Annotated in this window: 21 protein-coding genes; 13 read left to right on the top strand and 8 right to left on the bottom strand. The window is 37.7% G+C overall.

Annotation, left to right across the window (positions count from 1 at the left end; all coding sequences use genetic code 11):
• The first annotated feature begins 230 nt into the window (after nt 1-230).
• From napA to CVS93_RS03325, 7 genes are read left to right on the top strand one after another with little or no spacing between them, the layout of a single operon-like run.
• Nucleotides 231-3,011 (top strand): nitrate reductase catalytic subunit NapA, encoded by a 2,781-nt coding sequence (gene napA / locus CVS93_RS03355; RefSeq protein ID WP_107686566.1) that lies wholly within the window; start codon nt 231-233, stop codon nt 3,009-3,011.
• Between the two features lie 9 nt (nt 3,012-3,020).
• On the top strand, nt 3,021-3,779 hold the full coding sequence (gene napG / locus CVS93_RS03350; RefSeq protein ID WP_087577164.1) for a ferredoxin-type protein NapG: 759 nt from the start codon (nt 3,021-3,023) through the stop codon (nt 3,777-3,779).
• On the top strand, nt 3,776-4,567 hold the full coding sequence (gene napH, locus CVS93_RS03345) for a quinol dehydrogenase ferredoxin subunit NapH (protein ID WP_107686565.1): 792 nt from the start codon (nt 3,776-3,778) through the stop codon (nt 4,565-4,567). The genes napG and napH overlap by 4 nt, the downstream gene beginning before the upstream one ends.
• A complete protein-coding gene (locus tag CVS93_RS03340; RefSeq protein WP_021090505.1) occupies nt 4,564-5,091 on the top strand; it encodes a nitrate reductase cytochrome c-type subunit in 528 nt (175 codons plus the stop codon). Before napH ends, CVS93_RS03340 begins: the two co-directional genes overlap by 4 nt.
• Nucleotides 5,091-5,558: a 4Fe-4S ferredoxin gene (locus CVS93_RS03335; protein ID WP_107686564.1), complete on the top strand. Its 468-nt coding sequence runs from the start codon at nt 5,091-5,093 to the stop codon at nt 5,556-5,558. The genes CVS93_RS03340 and CVS93_RS03335 overlap by 1 nt, the downstream gene beginning before the upstream one ends.
• Nucleotides 5,555-6,490, top strand: a complete 936-nt coding sequence (locus CVS93_RS03330) for a WD40 repeat domain-containing protein (protein WP_107686563.1) — start codon at nt 5,555-5,557, stop codon at nt 6,488-6,490. The genes CVS93_RS03335 and CVS93_RS03330 overlap by 4 nt, the downstream gene beginning before the upstream one ends.
• Nucleotides 6,487-6,828, top strand: a complete 342-nt coding sequence (locus tag CVS93_RS03325) for a chaperone NapD (RefSeq protein ID WP_107686562.1) — start codon at nt 6,487-6,489, stop codon at nt 6,826-6,828. Before CVS93_RS03330 ends, CVS93_RS03325 begins: the two co-directional genes overlap by 4 nt.
• A gap of 149 nt (nt 6,829-6,977) precedes the next feature.
• On the opposite strand, the gene CVS93_RS03320 is transcribed toward CVS93_RS03325, so the two are convergent.
• Genes CVS93_RS03320 through CVS93_RS03310 form a run of 3 tightly spaced genes read right to left on the bottom strand, consistent with a single transcriptional unit; the run spans nt 6,978 to nt 8,419 of the window.
• The gene (locus tag CVS93_RS03320) at nt 6,978-7,520 is read right to left on the bottom strand and encodes an SCO family protein (protein WP_107686561.1); all 543 of its coding nucleotides are present in this window, start codon (nt 7,518-7,520) and stop codon (nt 6,978-6,980) included.
• Nucleotides 7,521-7,529: 9 nt separating this feature from the next.
• On the bottom strand, nt 7,530-7,997 hold the full coding sequence (locus CVS93_RS03315; protein WP_107686560.1) for a hypothetical protein: 468 nt from the start codon (nt 7,995-7,997) through the stop codon (nt 7,530-7,532).
• A complete protein-coding gene (locus tag CVS93_RS03310; RefSeq protein ID WP_107686559.1) occupies nt 7,997-8,419 on the bottom strand; it encodes a copper chaperone PCu(A)C in 423 nt (140 codons plus the stop codon). Before CVS93_RS03310 ends, CVS93_RS03315 begins: the two co-directional genes overlap by 1 nt.
• Before the next feature lie 137 nt (nt 8,420-8,556).
• On the opposite strand from CVS93_RS03310, the gene CVS93_RS03305 reads away from it, so the two are divergent.
• From CVS93_RS03305 to CVS93_RS03285, 5 genes are read left to right on the top strand one after another with little or no spacing between them, the layout of a single operon-like run.
• The gene (locus tag CVS93_RS03305) at nt 8,557-9,522 is read left to right on the top strand and encodes a L,D-transpeptidase family protein (protein ID WP_021090919.1); all 966 of its coding nucleotides are present in this window, start codon (nt 8,557-8,559) and stop codon (nt 9,520-9,522) included.
• A gap of 2 nt (nt 9,523-9,524) precedes the next feature.
• Nucleotides 9,525-9,764 (top strand): CmeU family protein, encoded by a 240-nt coding sequence (gene cmeU, locus CVS93_RS03300; RefSeq protein WP_087576821.1) that lies wholly within the window; start codon nt 9,525-9,527, stop codon nt 9,762-9,764.
• Complete coding sequence (locus tag CVS93_RS03295; RefSeq protein ID WP_107686558.1) at nt 9,757-10,770, top strand: alanine racemase; 1,014 nt, start codon at nt 9,757-9,759, stop codon at nt 10,768-10,770. Before cmeU ends, CVS93_RS03295 begins: the two co-directional genes overlap by 8 nt.
• 9 nt (nt 10,771-10,779) lie before the next feature.
• The gene (locus CVS93_RS03290) at nt 10,780-11,211 is read left to right on the top strand and encodes a hypothetical protein (protein WP_054196386.1); all 432 of its coding nucleotides are present in this window, start codon (nt 10,780-10,782) and stop codon (nt 11,209-11,211) included.
• Nucleotides 11,202-11,603, top strand: a complete 402-nt coding sequence (locus CVS93_RS03285; protein WP_107686557.1) for a flagellar protein FlaH — start codon at nt 11,202-11,204, stop codon at nt 11,601-11,603. Before CVS93_RS03290 ends, CVS93_RS03285 begins: the two co-directional genes overlap by 10 nt.
• A gap of 240 nt (nt 11,604-11,843) precedes the next feature.
• Here CVS93_RS03285 and htpX read toward each other — a convergent pair whose 3' ends face one another.
• The 5 genes from htpX to ribA are packed head-to-tail and all read right to left on the bottom strand — an operon-like array spanning nt 11,844 to nt 14,404.
• Nucleotides 11,844-12,713, bottom strand: a complete 870-nt coding sequence (htpX, locus tag CVS93_RS03280) for a zinc metalloprotease HtpX (protein ID WP_107686556.1) — start codon at nt 12,711-12,713, stop codon at nt 11,844-11,846.
• A gap of 8 nt (nt 12,714-12,721) precedes the next feature.
• Nucleotides 12,722-13,087: a hypothetical protein gene (locus CVS93_RS03275; RefSeq protein WP_103582581.1), complete on the bottom strand. Its 366-nt coding sequence runs from the start codon at nt 13,085-13,087 to the stop codon at nt 12,722-12,724.
• Nucleotides 13,084-13,278, bottom strand: coding sequence for a hypothetical protein (locus CVS93_RS03270; RefSeq protein ID WP_107686555.1), 195 nt, complete (start codon nt 13,276-13,278; stop codon nt 13,084-13,086). The genes CVS93_RS03275 and CVS93_RS03270 overlap by 4 nt, the downstream gene beginning before the upstream one ends.
• Entirely contained in the window at nt 13,275-13,841 is a 567-nt protein-coding gene (gene rsmG, locus CVS93_RS03265) for a 16S rRNA (guanine(527)-N(7))-methyltransferase RsmG (protein WP_107686554.1), read from the bottom strand. The genes CVS93_RS03270 and rsmG overlap by 4 nt, the downstream gene beginning before the upstream one ends.
• The gene (ribA, locus tag CVS93_RS03260) at nt 13,841-14,404 is read right to left on the bottom strand and encodes a GTP cyclohydrolase II (protein ID WP_087576828.1); all 564 of its coding nucleotides are present in this window, start codon (nt 14,402-14,404) and stop codon (nt 13,841-13,843) included. Before ribA ends, rsmG begins: the two co-directional genes overlap by 1 nt.
• Before the next feature lie 68 nt (nt 14,405-14,472).
• Here ribA and hemB point away from each other — a divergent pair, with 68 nt between their 5' ends.
• Nucleotides 14,473-15,444 (top strand): porphobilinogen synthase, encoded by a 972-nt coding sequence (hemB, locus tag CVS93_RS03255; RefSeq protein WP_107686553.1) that lies wholly within the window; start codon nt 14,473-14,475, stop codon nt 15,442-15,444.
• Nucleotide 15,445 lies beyond the last annotated feature (1 nt).

Genomic DNA, 15,445 nt, shown 5'->3' with positions numbered 1-15,445 from the left:
ACTTTATTTTCTTTAGCTTTTTTGATAACTACTCTAAAATTTTTAAATTTTATTAAATAGTATTTTCTTTTAAAATCGTACTTTGTGAGAAAATTAATATTTTTATATAGAAAAATATTTACATTTTTAGCTTAAGTTTTTTGAAATTTTTGTAAATGTAAATCAGTTGTAAATAAGTTTTGCAAGGTTAATATCAATTAAATTTGTTTTAAATCTTTAAAGGAGAAAGAATGAATCGACGAGAATTCATAAAAAGTGCTGCGGCTAGTGCTGCTTGTGCTAGTGCTGGTATAGCCGTACCAAGCTCGCTAAGTGCAGCAAGCGAAGCCGAAAAAGGCTGGCGCTGGGATAAAGCCGCTTGTAGGTTTTGTGGGACAGGCTGTGGTATCATGGTCGCTACAAAAGAAGGCAAGATAGTAGCTGTAAAAGGAGATCCAGAAGCACCAGTAAATCGTGGTCTAAACTGCATTAAAGGCTATTTTAATGCTAAGATCATGTACGGCGAGGATAGGATCACTCATCCGCTTTTGCGTGTAAATGAAAAAGGCGAATTTGATAAAAAAGGTAAATTTAAGCAAGTAAGCTGGAAGCAAGCATTTGATGTTATGGAGGCTCAGTTTAGAAAAGCATATAATGAGCTAGGCCCTCATGGCATCGGAGTTCTAGGCTCTGGTCAATATACAATTCCAGAAGGTTACGCTGCAGTTAAGCTTATAAAAGGTGGCTTTAGAAGCAATAGCATCGATCCAAACGCAAGACACTGCATGGCAAGCGCGGTTGTTGGCTTTATGCAAGTTTTTGGTATAGACGAGCCATCAGGCTGTTTTGATGATATCGAACTAACTGATACTATTGTGGCTTGGGGCGCAAATATGGCTGAGATGCACCCGATCCTTTGGGCACGCGTAAGCGATAGAAAGCTTAGCGATCCTGATAGAGTAAAGGTTGTAAATTTAAGCACATATTCAACTAGAACATCAAATTTGGCTGATATAGAGATCATCTTTGCTCCGTCATCTGACCTTGCTATCTGGAACTACATCGCTCGTGAGATAGTTTATAACCACCCAGAGATGATCGATGAAGAATTTGTTAAAAAACACTGTGTATTTACAACTGGTCCAGCCGATATCGGATATGGTCTTCGTCCAGATATTCATCATAAAAAATATGCTCCAAGCGAGCTAGATACTGCTGCTACTGAGAAGTCAAAGGTGCTAAGTGAAGCTGAGGGTGTTACACTTGCATATCTTGGACTAAAAGCTGGCGATACGCTAGAAAATAAAAATGCTGCAAAATCTGGCGCACATTGGCAAATAACATTTGAAGAGTTTAAAAAAGCTCTTGCGCCTTACACGCTTGACTTTACAGCAAAGGTGGCAAAGGGCGATCCAAACGAAGATATAGAAGAATTTAAGAAAAAATTAAAAGCACTTGCTGATCTTTATATAGAGAAAAACCGCAAAGTCGTAAGTTTCTGGACTATGGGCTTTAACCAACACCAACGTGGTACATGGGTAAATGAGCAAGCTTATATGGTTCATTTCTTGCTTGGTAAACAAGCACTTCCAGGCTCAGGAGCGTTTTCTCTAACTGGCCAACCAAGTGCGTGTGGTACTGCAAGAGAGGTTGGAACATTTGTTCACCGCTTACCAGCTGACATGGTTATTGAGAATCCAAAACATAGAGAGATAACTGAAAAAATTTGGAAACTTCCTGCTGGAACACTAAGTGGTGTGCTCGCTTCTCACTACGTAAAAATGATGCGTGATCTTGAAGATGGTAAGGTTAAATTTATCTGGGTTCAAGTAAACAACCCATGGCAAAATACTGCAAATGCAAACCACTGGATAAAAGCAGCTCGTGAGATGGATAACTTCATCGTTGTAAGCGATCCTTATCCAGGAATTTCTGCAAAAGTAGCTGACCTTATCCTCCCAACTGCGATGATCTATGAAAAATGGGGCGCATACGGTAACGCCGAGAGAAGAACACAACACTGGAGACAGCAAGTACTTCCGGTTGGCGAAGCGATGCCTGATATTTGGCAAATGATGGAGTTTAGTAAACGCTTTAAGCTAAAAGATGTTTGGGGTGAGAAAAAAGTAAATGACAAAGTTACACTTCCAAATGTGCTTGATGCTGCAAAAGCTATGGGGTATAGCGAAGAAGATACGCTATTTGATGTACTTTTTGCTAACGAAGAGGCTAAGAAATTTAGTGCAAACGATCCGATCATAGAAAACTACGACAATACAGAAGTATTTGGCGATAGCAGAAAGGTGATCGGCTCAGATGGCAAAGAATTTAAAGGATATGGATTTTTCGTCCATAAATATCTTTGGGAAGAGTATAGAAAATTTGGTGTTGGACATGGTCACGACCTAGCTGATTTTGACACATACCATAAGGTAAGAGGTCTTAGATGGCCAGTAGTTGATGGCAAAGAGACTCAGTGGAGATTTAATACTAAATTTGACCCATACGCTAAAAAAGCTGCCCCAAATGAGAAATTTGCATTCTACGGCAACAAAAATGCAGCTCTTCCAACAGGCGATCTAAAAGGCGTTACAAATAAAGATAAAACATCTCTTGCAAACAAAGCAAAAATTTTCTTCCGCCCTTACATGGATCCATGCGAGATGCCAAGCAAAGAGTATCCGTTCTGGCTATGTACTGGCCGTGTTCTAGAGCACTGGCACTCAGGCACTATGACCATGCGTGTTCCTGAGCTTTATAGGGCTGTTCCAGAGGCACTTTGCTATATGCATGAAGATGATGCTAAAAATCTTGGCGTAATGCAAAATGAGATCGTTTGGGTCGAATCACGTCGTGGCAAGGTAAAAGCAAGAGTTGATCTAAAAGGTAGAAATAAGCCACCAGTAGGTCTTATTTATGTGCCTTGGTTTGATGAAAACGTATTTATCAATAAAGTCACACTAGACGCTACTTGCCCAATCTCAAAAGAGACTGATTATAAAAAGTGTGCGGTTAAAATTTATAAAGCATAGGTGAGCGATATGGGATTTTCAAGTAGGCGAGAGGCTTTAAAATTTGGAGCAAAAGTAGCACTTTTGGCTCTTGGCGGAGGCTTTGTTTGGTCGCTTAGTGCCAAAGCTTCGCCACTTATGCTTCTTAGGCCTCCTGGTGCAAAAGAAGAGAAGCAATTTTTACAAAGCTGCATTAGGTGTGGGCTTTGCGTAGAAGCTTGTCCATTTGATACGCTAAAGCTCTCATCGCTAGAAGATGGCATAAGCATTGGAACGCCTTATTTTGAGCCTAGAAAAATTCCTTGCTATATGTGTGAAAATATCCCTTGTGTGCCAGCCTGTCCGACTGGAGCTTTGGACGTAAATTTAGTAAGCACAAAAGGCAAGCTTGATATAAATAAGGCCAAAATGGGCGTTGCGGTGGTTGATATGAAAAACTGCGTGGCACACTGGGGTATACAGTGCGATGCTTGTTATAGGGCTTGTCCTCTTTTAGATAAAGCCTTGTATCTTGAATACCGCCGCAACGAAAGGACGCAAAAGCATGCCTTTTTACTTCCAGTGGTCGATAGTGACATTTGCACTGGATGTGGCCTATGTGAGCGAGCCTGTATCACTAAAAAAGCAGCCATTACCGTGCTAAACCGTGACGCGGTGCTTGGCAAAGTAGGCGATAACTACGTCAAAGGCTGGATAAAAGAAGATGAAAGACGCATAGACGATGCAGACAGCAAAATAAAGCTTGACATTAAAAAAGCGACTGATTATCTAAATGGTGGTGAGCTATGAAATTTTTAATCTTAAGACGAATAACTCAAATTTCTATCCTAGCACTATTTGTCCTAGGAAATTTTTATGGAGTTAAGATACTTAGCGGAAATTTAAGCTCATCTTTGCTTTTTGGAAAAATTCCACTAAGTGATCCATTTGCTTTGGTTCAAATTTTACTTGCAAGCTTTAGTGTCGGCATAAATGCAATTATTGGAGCTGGCATTATCTTTGCATTTTACGCGCTAGTTGCTCCAAGAGCGTTTTGTTCGTGGATATGCCCAATAAATTTACTAACCGATATCGCTTTTAAGCTAAGAGAGAAATTTGGCTTTAAGGGCGAAAAAATCTTAAATGTGAGTAAAAATTTACGTTATTACTTGCTGGCTCTTGCTCTTATATTAAGCCTTGCTTTGTCTTATCCGGTATTTGAGAGCGTTAGCTATATTGGCATTATTCAGCGTGGCGTTATTTACGGCTCAGCTAGTGCTTTAGGCATAGCGGTTGCGATCATTGCTTTTGATATGTTTGTGTTAAAGCGTGGCATTTGCTCGCACGTTTGTCCACTTGGTGCCTTTTATGCCATCATCTCAAAATTTGCCCTAATTAGAGTAAAACATGATGCCCAGGCTTGTACAAAATGTATGAAATGTAAGCTTATTTGTCCAGAGATGCAAGTGCTTGATATGATCGGTAAAGAGAGCCGCTCGGTAAGCTCAAGCGAGTGCATAAGCTGTGGTAGGTGCATTGATGTTTGTGGAGACGGGGCTTTGAAATTTAGTATTAGAAATTTAAGGAGAGAAAAATGAAAATAAAAATAATGATGCTTGGAGGATTGTGTGCTGCGTTTTTTGCGGCATGTGCTTTTAATAATCCAAGCATTAGTGATTCGCAAATCGGCTTTAGAAATATCGATTTGCTAGACGATAAAGACGTTGTATTAAAAGATGTGAACTACACAAAAGAGCCAGCTGGTATGTCAAAGAAATTTGATAGGTCTTTTGAAAATGCACCACCATTTATCCCACACGATACTGAGGGTTTAGTGCCTATCACAAAGGATATGAATATGTGCGTAACCTGCCATATGCCTGAGTTTGCAAAAGATAGTGGAGCAACACCGATACCATCATCTCACCTTTATGACATCAGAAATAAAAAAGATCTTGCAGGCAAGCTTGATGATGAAAGATATAACTGCACAACATGCCACGTTGAGCAACAAACTGGCTTAACTCAGCTAGTTGGTAATAAATTTAAGCCTGATTTTAGAGATAAAAACGGCACTCATAAATCAAACTTGCTAGATGTTTTAAACGATGGTGTTAAATAATGCAAAGCAGGCGAGAGCTTTTTAGTAAAATTTTGGGGGCAAAACCTGCTCCCAAATTTATAACTCCGCCATTTTTTAGCGGTGAGTTTGACTGCGATGGATGCGATGCTAGCTGCGTAAATGCTTGTGAAAAAGAGCTTCTTAGCTTTGAAAATGAAAGGGTAGTTTTTAAAGTTAAAAAGCTGGGCTGTGACTTTTGCGAAGAGTGCGCAAATGCTTGCGAGAGTCTTGGTAAGAAGACATTAAGCTTAAACTCACCAAAGAGTATAAATGCAAAAGTTAGCATCGATGTTTCTAGCTGTCTAGCATGGAACAATACAATCTGCTACAACTGCCTTGATGCTTGCAAATTTAAAGCAGTCGAATTTCTTGGTGTTTTTAGACCTATTATTAATCAAAACTGCGTAAGTTGCGGCGAGTGCTTTGATGTTTGCTTTAAAAAATCACTTCAAATGGAGGCCTTATGAGAGCTTTGTTTTTTATTTTTTGTCTATTAAATTTTATCTTTGCAAGCGAGATCACTACGCCATATAAGCAAATAGAGGCTAGTGCAAATGTGCTAAACACAACGCTAATAAATGGCAAACTCTTTATCGCGACTGATGGAGGGACGGTTGAAATTTATGATCCTAAAGAGTCTAAATTTGAAGAGATCATTAAGATGGATGATATAAAAACCTACGTTAGTGATCACGAAAGACCAAAAATTCTAAACGTTGATGAGTTAAATGGCAAGATACTCATCCTAAGTGAGGGTGACTATGCTACAAAGGTGCTTTATATAAGAGAAAATGGGCAGATGAAAAGCATAAAAATACCAAATCAAGCGACAAAAAAGGCATTATTTTTAGATGATGAGCATATTGCACTTGCTTCAATCAGCAATGAAATTTACTTTTTAAACTTAAAAAGTGGTGAAATTTATGACAGCTTTAAAATTTCAATTGCAATGCTCTCAGATATGGAGATAAATGAAGACAGAAGCAGGCTAGCTATCGCTTGCGAGAGTGGGAAGGTCTACTTTTATAATATAAAAGCTAAAAAAATGGATCAAATTTTAGACATTCATACAGACAATATCTACGACATCTCATATAAAAATGGCGTCATGATCAGCGGAGGCACCGACAGGATCGTGGGGATATTTTCAGCTGGAAGCCTAAAAAAGATAAATACCGGCTTTTTGGTCTATGGCGTCGGCCTTAGCGATGATGGTAGAGTAGCGGCCTATATGAGTGATGAGATGAGCGATGTAAATTTAGTTGATAGCAAAAGCTTAGAAAATATCGCAATGCTAAAAACTGGGCAAAGTACGATAAATAGTATAGTTTTTATAAGCGACAATGAAGTCGTAACTTCAGCTTATGAGAATAAAATTTTGTTTTGGAGAATTAAATGAATATTTCAAGTTTAATAGTTTATACGGACAATAGAAATGAAAGTGTAAAAAATGAGATAAAAAAGCTAAAAGAGTGTGAAATAATAACTGACGCAGACGATAGGATCGTGGTGGTCGTTAGCTCAGAGAGCATCGAAGATGAGATCAGAATTTTTAAGATGATAGAGGGCATTAGCGGCGTAGTGAGCGTTGCGATGGTTTATAGCTATCAAGAGGATGCCGAAGAAAATAGGAAAAAGCTAGAAGAAAATGGCAGGATAAGTGAAATTTTAATGAACGATAATGTAAAAGCTGAAGATATTGCATATGGTGGCAGTGTACACTATAAGGTTAAGTAATAAAAAGAGCTAAGGCTCTTTGACTCTTTTTAGAAATTTTTATTTTTAGCTCTATAAAATTTAAATCCTCTTTGTTTGTTTCTTGGCAAGTAGACAAAAATAATTTTAATTTCTACTAATTCAGATAGGCTACTAGAATTTTATAACTTTTAAGGCCTATCTTTAATTAGATTTAAAAGATTCTCTGCAATGTTTTCATTTGTTAGATTTGAAATTTCTTTGTAGAAATTTCCAGCTTTATCAATAAGATATATCGATGAGCTATGTGCTACGGAATATCCCATGGCTGAGTTTTCAAGACAGACTTTTTGAAATTTTACACCATAGGTTTTTGCCACTTCTTTTAAGGCATTTAGTTTTAATCCATCAGCATCTTTGTAGAAATTTTTTGCCATTAGAGTTAAATTTTCAGGAGTATCGCGTTCAGGATCAAGCGTAATAAAAAGTAGCTCAAAGTCATCTCTTTTTAGTTTATTTAGTTCATCGCCAATCAAAGAGAGTGCAGTAGGGCAGACATCGGGGCAAAAAAGATAACCAAAATATATAACTTTGTACTTTCCGTCATAATTTTTAAGACTTACTTCACCATTTTGTGAAAGTGCCTTAAAATCATACTTGTTTGGCTTTATTAGCAAAAGTGCAACACCTATACAAATTAAGATTATTATTAAGCCCCAAAATGCCTTTTTCATCGTTACCCTCTATAATTTTAGATCAAGATCTACAAAAAAACCAGTTTCTTTTTCGTCATCAAGTACTTTAAATCTATATCTCATAAGCTCGACAACGCAAGCACTTAGCACTACTTGAGCAGTTAAGTTATTGCCTCTTGGCTCAAGTCTTGCTTTGATTGATCCCATATTCATATTTATGCCGTCTATTTCAAGACTTGGATTTTTTAGCCCTAAATTTTTACCGTTAATGATTTTAAAGCTAAAAGGCCTCATAGCATAAATAGGTCTTGGTGAGATGTCTATTTTTAGCTTTTGGCCATTAAATTCCATCTCACAAGCTTTATTGTTTAGATCACATTTTAAAGGATCTAGCGATGTATTTACATCGGCAAATTCAGGTGGATCTTCTTTGCTTGTAGTCATAAGCTTATAGCCTATCGAAAAAGCACCTAAAACAATAAAGATAAATGAAAAAATAATTATGATTTTTTTCATTATTTAAAGTTTTTAGTTACTCCGATATTATCAAGCTTTATGCTCTCGCCATTGCTAAATTTTAGCTCTAAATCAACTTTATCACCATCTTTTAATGGTTTATTTAGATCCATAAGCATAATGTGTAAACCGCCAGGAGCTAGTTTTGTTTCACTATTTTTTGGGATCACTGCATCTTCGATTTGAACCATAGCCATCATACCATCATTCATTTTGTGTGTATGAATTTCTGTACTTTTGCAAACGCTTGAGTGAGCGCCAATAAGCTTTACATCAGAATTTGAAGCATTTTTTATATTCATAAAAATTGCACTATTGTTTGTGCCAGGTTTTGTATCTCTAGCTCTAACATTTTCTAGGCTGATATCAGCCGCCATAAGAGCAGAAGCTGCAAGCATCGCACCAAAAACGATTTTTTTCATATTTTTCCTTTGTGATAAAATTAATAATGGTTTTCACATTATACATTTAGAACTACTTAATTTACCTTTAAAATCTAAAAATATAAATTTTTTAGGATATAATTACGGACTAAATTTTACTTTTTGGGATATTTCACTTGAAAAAAATTATATTTTTCTTCATCGCGTTATCGCCTTGTCTTTTTGCCCAAAATTACGAAGAAATTTACTTAAAAAATGGCTCTGCTGCTGTTATCGATGCCATCGAAAAAAATATTTTAAGTAAGGATTACTGGCTAAAAAAGCTTGAGGGCAAGGATGTCAGATATGGATATTATGACAATGAGATACTTCTGAGTGTAGTTGATAAAACTAAAAAGAAGCTTGAAGTGATCTCTTATAATGGCGGCATTACAAAAAAGCTTTTTAGCTCAAGCGTTATAGTTGGCAAAAATGGTGATAAGCTTCTTGAAGGCGATCTAAAAACACCGGTTGGAGTGTATCAGCTTACACGTAGATTTACCCCAAATGATAGATATCTTGGCCCACTTGCATTTTCGCTTTCATATCCAAATTTGCTTGACAAACTTGCAAAGCGAAATGGTGGTGGTATTTGGATACATGGCTATCCGCTCGATGGTCAAAGGACAGATGAGCTAAAAACAAAAGGCTGCGTGGCTATGCAAAATGATACTTTGATGAAATTTGATGATGTTGTGGATCACAAAAAAACACTTGCATTTATTTATGAAGATAAGCGCCCAGAAGCTAGCGCAAAAGATATTGCAGTGATCATTTCTGGACTTTTGGGCTGGAAAAAGACATGGAGCGAGAGCGACATTGAAAACTATCTTAAATTTTACGATAAAAACTTTGAGCGATACGATGGTATGAGCTTGGAAAAATTTAAAAGTATGAAGCGGGCTATTTTTTCTAAAAAAGAGAAAAAACGCATTAGTTTTTCAAATTTTCTCATCACGCCTTATCCAAATCTTAAAAACGATAGGCTTTTTCGTGTGAGTTTTTATGAGGATTATGTTTCAGATACACATAAATTTGCTGGTCAAAAGACGCTTTATGTGAAGCTTTATAACGATGATATGAAAATTTTTATAGAGGAGTAAAAGTGGAAAAATCTCAAGAAGTAAAAGAAAAAATCGAAAAAATTTTAGAGGCAAGAGCTGCTTTTTTTGCTGAGCTTGACCGCCAAGTTCCAAAGAAAAATGGTACTGATGTTTTTGATTTTAGCAAAGTAAAAGAGGCTGATCTGAAAGAAATTTACGCTAAATTTTATGCATTTGATTACAACGTAAGAAAACTTTTACCGGATGTTTATACTGCTTTTAATGTGAATTTTAATGTCTGAAATACGCCTGAATAAAGCTTCATATATTCATAACCTCACTCAAATTTGTGCTAAAGCTGGTGGCAAAGAGAAAGTAATAGTTGTATTAAAAGACAATGCTTATGGTCATGGTGCAAGGCTTATTGCTAGTGAAGCTAAAAAATTTGGCATAGAAATTTGTGCTGTAAAAAGTGAGTTTGAAGCAGATGAAATTTCTGACATATTTGAAAATATTCTCATTCTCTCACATATCCCAACCGGAAATGAAAGCAGCAAATTTATCTATGCGATAAATGATATAGAGGCACTTTTAAAGATAAAAGATGGCTCAAAAATCAACCTTGCAATCGATACTGGCATGCATAGAAATGGGCTTGATATAAGCGAGCTTGATTACGCCTTTGAAATTTTAACAAGAAGGAATTTAGAGCTTCTTGGAGCTTATACTCATTTTCGCGCAAGTGATGAGCTAAATGCTGATTATTTTGTGCAAAGGGAAAATTTTAGGGCTGCAAAAGAGAAAATTTTAGCTCTTTGCGATGAGTTTGGTATAAAAAAACCGATCTTTCACTCTCACAACTCAGCTGCTCTTGAGAGAGCAGGCGAGCTTGAAGATGATATGGTGCGTGTTGGTATCGCTCAGTATGGATACTCTCAGTTCAATGATAGTTTGGGGTTAAAGCCGGTACTTTCACTATGGGCAAAAAGAGTTAGCAAGCGTATTTTAAAAAGTGGTCAAGGTGTTGGATATGGTGCTAAATTTAGCGCAAAAGAAGATATAAATGTAGCCACTTATGATCTTGGATATGGCGATGGATTGCTAAGATACAATGGATGTGGCGAGCTAAGACTTGCCAATAACGAGCCAATACTAGGCAAAATTTCTATGGATAGCTTTAGCTGTAAAGATAGCGGCGAATGGGTCTGTGTGCTTGAGAATGCAAATATTTGGGCGAAATTTTTTGATACGATAAGTTATGATATTTTAGTAAAACTCTCGCCAAATATAACTAGAAAATTTATATAAAGGTAATGTGTGAAAAAGATCGTTTTATTAGCTCTTGCTAGCCTTGCTTTTGGTGTGCAAGAGAGTGAGTTTAAAATTTATGAGCAGATACTAAATCAGCTTGACACTAAGCAGATCCCAACCTTTGTCGTCCAAACTGCAAAGCCAAATTTACCAAGCAGGGTCGATGAGATGATCACGCTAAAAGATGTAAGTAGCAGTGGGCTAAACATACATGGTGAGTTTGTTTTAAACGAGACCAAGACAAAGAGGATAAAAGGCTACAATAAAGCTCAAATTTTAGCTTTAAAAGATGAGTTTTATAAAAATGGAAAAGATGCGCTTTGCAATTCAGGTATGGCTAGAGCTGTGCTAAATCGTGGCATCACGCTAAGTGGTAGTTACGGCTTTGAAGGCAGGCATTTTTTTGATATAAATTTGGATAAAAGTAGTTGCGAGTAGTCATTTTTTTACTGTTTTTTTACTCGCTTGCCCTGGCTCTTACGCCAGATATGGCAGCGAAAAATCACGCAACTTACTACAAAAAAAAGCTTCCATTTATCTGCACACCAACACTTATACTAAACGATATTCTAAATGTAGGTGATACGCTCATTTATAGATATGCTGTCAAACACGCAAGAAAGCAAGAGATCAAAAGGCTTGAAGAGAAAGAGCTTTTGGAATTTATCGAAGCTATCAAAAAAGAGAATCTGCGAACTGCTTGCAAAGATAAAGAAATCTTAAATATGCTGAGTATTGGTGTTGCCTTGGACGAGCTTTTCTATTCAGAAAATGGTGAGCTTATTTTTGAGTACACTATAGAAGATCGTGACTGCAAGAAATTGCAGTGAAATTTGGGGCTAAATTTTGGTTTTTTGGTTGTAAACTTGATATTTTTGTAAATTTTAAAATTTTATTTACTTGCAAGAATCGACTACTAAAATTTGATTTTGCCCACCGCTTGGCTCAAATTTTAGATCCGAAACTACTCGCTCATAAAATTTAAAATTTCTTGTAAATGCCTAAATTTAAAGCCAAAAAAGATGACAGAAAAAAGAAATTTAGCCCAAATTTTACTAAGGACTAAATTTTTACATGCCTCTTTTTATCTCTTGTTCAAGCCTTTGAAGCTCAGCGATCCTATCGCTAGTGCTTGGATGCGTTCTAAAAAGTACGCCAAGCTTGTTAGTTAGCGAGCCAAATGGATTTACGATAAACATATGAGCACTTTGTTCGCTTGCATTTTGCATAATGTAAGAATTTGAGTAACTCTCAAGCTTTCTTAGAGCGCTTGCAAGCCACTCTGGGTGTCCTGTTATATAGGCTGCGCCCTTGTCCGCCTTATACTCGCGCTCCCTTGAGATCGCCATTTGGATAATTGTGGCAGCTATTGGCATGAGTATAGCAAGTGCTAGCATAACGATGGCATTACCGCCGCCTCTTCTTGAACCGCCACTCTGCCCAGCAATACTGCCAATCTTAGCAAAATTTGCAAGCATTGCGATAGCACCAGCTAGTATGGCAGCGATTGAGCCAGTTAGGATGTCGTAATGCCTTACGTGGCTTAGCTCATGAGCTAGCACGCCCTCGATCTCGTTTTCATTTAAAATTTTTAAAAGCCCCTCAGTTACCGCGACAGCTGCGTGGCTTGGGTTTCTGCCTGTGGCAAAGGCGTTTGGCACCTCTTCTGGGATAATGTAAATTTTTGGCATAGGCAAATTTGCCTTTTGTGTGAGGCGAGATACGATCTCATAAAGCCCGTGAGCGTTGCTCTCATCGACTGGGATAGCGTTGTATCTTTTAAGCACCAGAGTATCACTAAAAAAATATGAAAAGATATTTGTACCAGCCGCTATCAAAAAGGCGATCATCATGCCATGCTCACCGCCAATATATCCGCCAACAGCGATAAAAATCAGCATTAAAGTAACCATTAAAAAAGCAGTTTTAAAAATTTCCATTTTTGTCCTTATTCTTTTATAGCATTTGGCAAGATCACTGCGTCTATGTTAAATTTTGCAAGCTGTGCTAGCTCGCTTTCATCTTTTATCAAAACAGCTATAAGTGCGTCAAATAGATAACTCTCAGCTATCTTTGCTAGATCTTTTGCAATGTCAATATCTGCGATAATAAATTTTGCTCCAGCGGCGTTTGCGATGATAGCTTCGTTTATGTCATTTGCGATGATGCTAAAGTTTGCTTCAGCTTCTAGCGCTCTTTTTATCAAATTTCTATCAAATTTAAAGAGATTTTGCCTACCGTTTGAAATTTCATCTTCGCTTTTGCAAAGAAATAGTGGCTCAAATTTGATCAGCTCATCACCCAAAATTTTCATCTCTCACCCTTTATACACTCTTTGCAGATATATTTTCCGTCTCTTAATACCATTTGGTCGATGTCGCTAAAGACACCGCATTTGCTGCACTCTTCGAAGTTACTGGCGCTTATCTTGTCGCTATTTTTTCTATTTTTAAAAAATATGATGTAAATCGCAACCAAAATCGCTACAAAAAGCAAGTATTTCAACGTATCTCCCCTTGATTTTTGAGATTAAAATATATGTAGTTTCTGTTTTTTTCATTATAAATTTGCGCGTCGATGCCTGAAATTTCATCCATGACACTTGAGCCCTTGTAGATGAGAAATTTAGTATTTTCATCGTAAAATCCCTCGCAAATTTTTATAAGCTCTTTTGTCTTGCTAAGCGCCCTTGAGGTGATGAGATCAGCCGTAAATTTATCTGTAAGCTCGATCTTTTGGCTATGAACTTCTAAATTTTGCAAGCCAAGCTCGATCTTAGCGTAGCTTAGAAATGATGACTTTTTGGCTATCGGCTCAAAAAGGTGCCACTTAGTGCGCGGCATCGCAAGGGCTAAAAATATCGCTGGAAAGCCAGCTCCGCTACCTACATCGATCGCTGTTTTGGCATTTAGGTCAAAAATTTCAAGCGGTCTAATACTATCAAGCACCTGCTCGCTTATGTCTTTATAATTGCTTAAGCTATGAACTTTGTTAAATTTAGCAAAAGTTTGAGCGTAAGCCTTTACTTTTTCGTCAAATTCAGCTGGCAAATAAAGCTCATTTTTCATCACAGGATGTGTCCCATTTGCTCTTTTTTTACTTTCAAGTAGCCTTCGTTAAATTTATTTGGCTTGATGACGATAGGCACGCGTTTTACAATCTTTACTGAGCTTAGTCCGTGAAGTTTTAAAGGGTTGTTTGTGAGCAAATTTACCTCTTTTATGCCGTAGTGATTTAGGATAAAATCAACCACTTCATAAGTCCTCTCATCGGCTTTAAAACCTAGCTGGTGATTGGCTTCTATCGTGTCAAAGCCCTTATCTTGGAGGCTATAAGCGTTTATCTTATTTAAAAGCCCGATATTTCTGCCCTCTTGACGCAGGTAGATGACCATGCCACCATTTTCTTCGATATATTTTAGGCTCGCTTCGAGCTGGTCGCGGCAGTCGCACTTTAGGCTTCCGATCGCATCGCCAGTTAGGCATTCGGAGTGAATTCTAAGATTTACCACTTCGCTCAAAGGCTCTTTGTAGATCACGAGGTGCTCTTTTACCCCTTCTTTGAAGGCTTGAACCTTATAAGTGCCAAATCTTGAAGGTAGATTTGCAGCGTTTGAAATTTCTATTTTCATTTTAAATTTACTCCAACTGTGCTAAACTAGCTAAAAATCACGCATTTTAACAAAGAAAAGGCAAAAATATGTTTAAACGTTTTAGAAGATTAAGAATAAATCCAGCTTTAAGAGACATGGTAAGAGAGACTAGCCTTAGCGTAAATGACTTTATCTATCCACTCTTTGTAGTCGAGGGCAAAGGCGTTAAAAACGAGATCGCTTCGATGCCGGGCGTTTATCAAATGAGTATCGATGAAATTTTAAAAGAGTGCAAAGAGATAGTAAATTTAGGCATAAAATCGATCATTTTATTTGGCATACCAAGCCTAAAAGATAGCGTTGGCAGTGACGCACTAAGTAATGACGGCATTATCGCAACTGCGCTTAGAGCCATAAAAGATAAATTTCCAAATTTGGTAGTCGTCACTGATCTTTGCTTTTGCGAGTACACAGACCACGGCCACTGCGGCATAATCGATCACGTACATAACACCATCGACAACGATGCCACACTTGAAATTTCAGCCAAACAAGCCTTGATACACGCTCAAAATGGGGCCGATATGATCGCACCAAGCGGTATGATGGATGGCATCATTGCAACGCTAAGAGAGGCACTTGATAGCAACGGCTTTGAGAATTTACCAGTGATGGCATACTCGACTAAATTTGCCTCAGCCTACTACGGACCATTTCGCGATGTGGCGCAAAGCGCTCCAAGCTTTGGCGATAGAAAGAGCTACCAAATGGACAGCGCAAACCGCCTAGAGGCTATCAATGAGAGCTTGCAGGACGAGGCACAAGGCGCTGATATCTTGATGGTAAAGCCAGCGCTTGCCTATCTTGACGTAGTTAGAGAGCTTAGAAATTTAACACTTCTACCACTTTGTGTCTATAACGTAAGCGGTGAGTACGCGCTGCTAAAAGCTGGCGCAAAAGCTGGCATCATAGACTATGATCGCGTTATGATGGAGACTTTGATTGGCTTTAAAAGAGCAGGGGCAAATTTGATCATTTCATATCACGCAAAAGAAGCAGCCAAAATTTTAAGGGGCTAAG

Origin of the sequence: Campylobacter concisus, from assembly GCF_003048535.1 — a bacterium.
In the GTDB taxonomy this organism is placed as follows: domain Bacteria; phylum Campylobacterota; class Campylobacteria; order Campylobacterales; family Campylobacteraceae; genus Campylobacter_A; species Campylobacter_A concisus_S.
The sequence above is the reverse complement of the archived record's forward strand: the minus strand, read 5'-3'. Positions and strand labels throughout refer to the sequence as shown.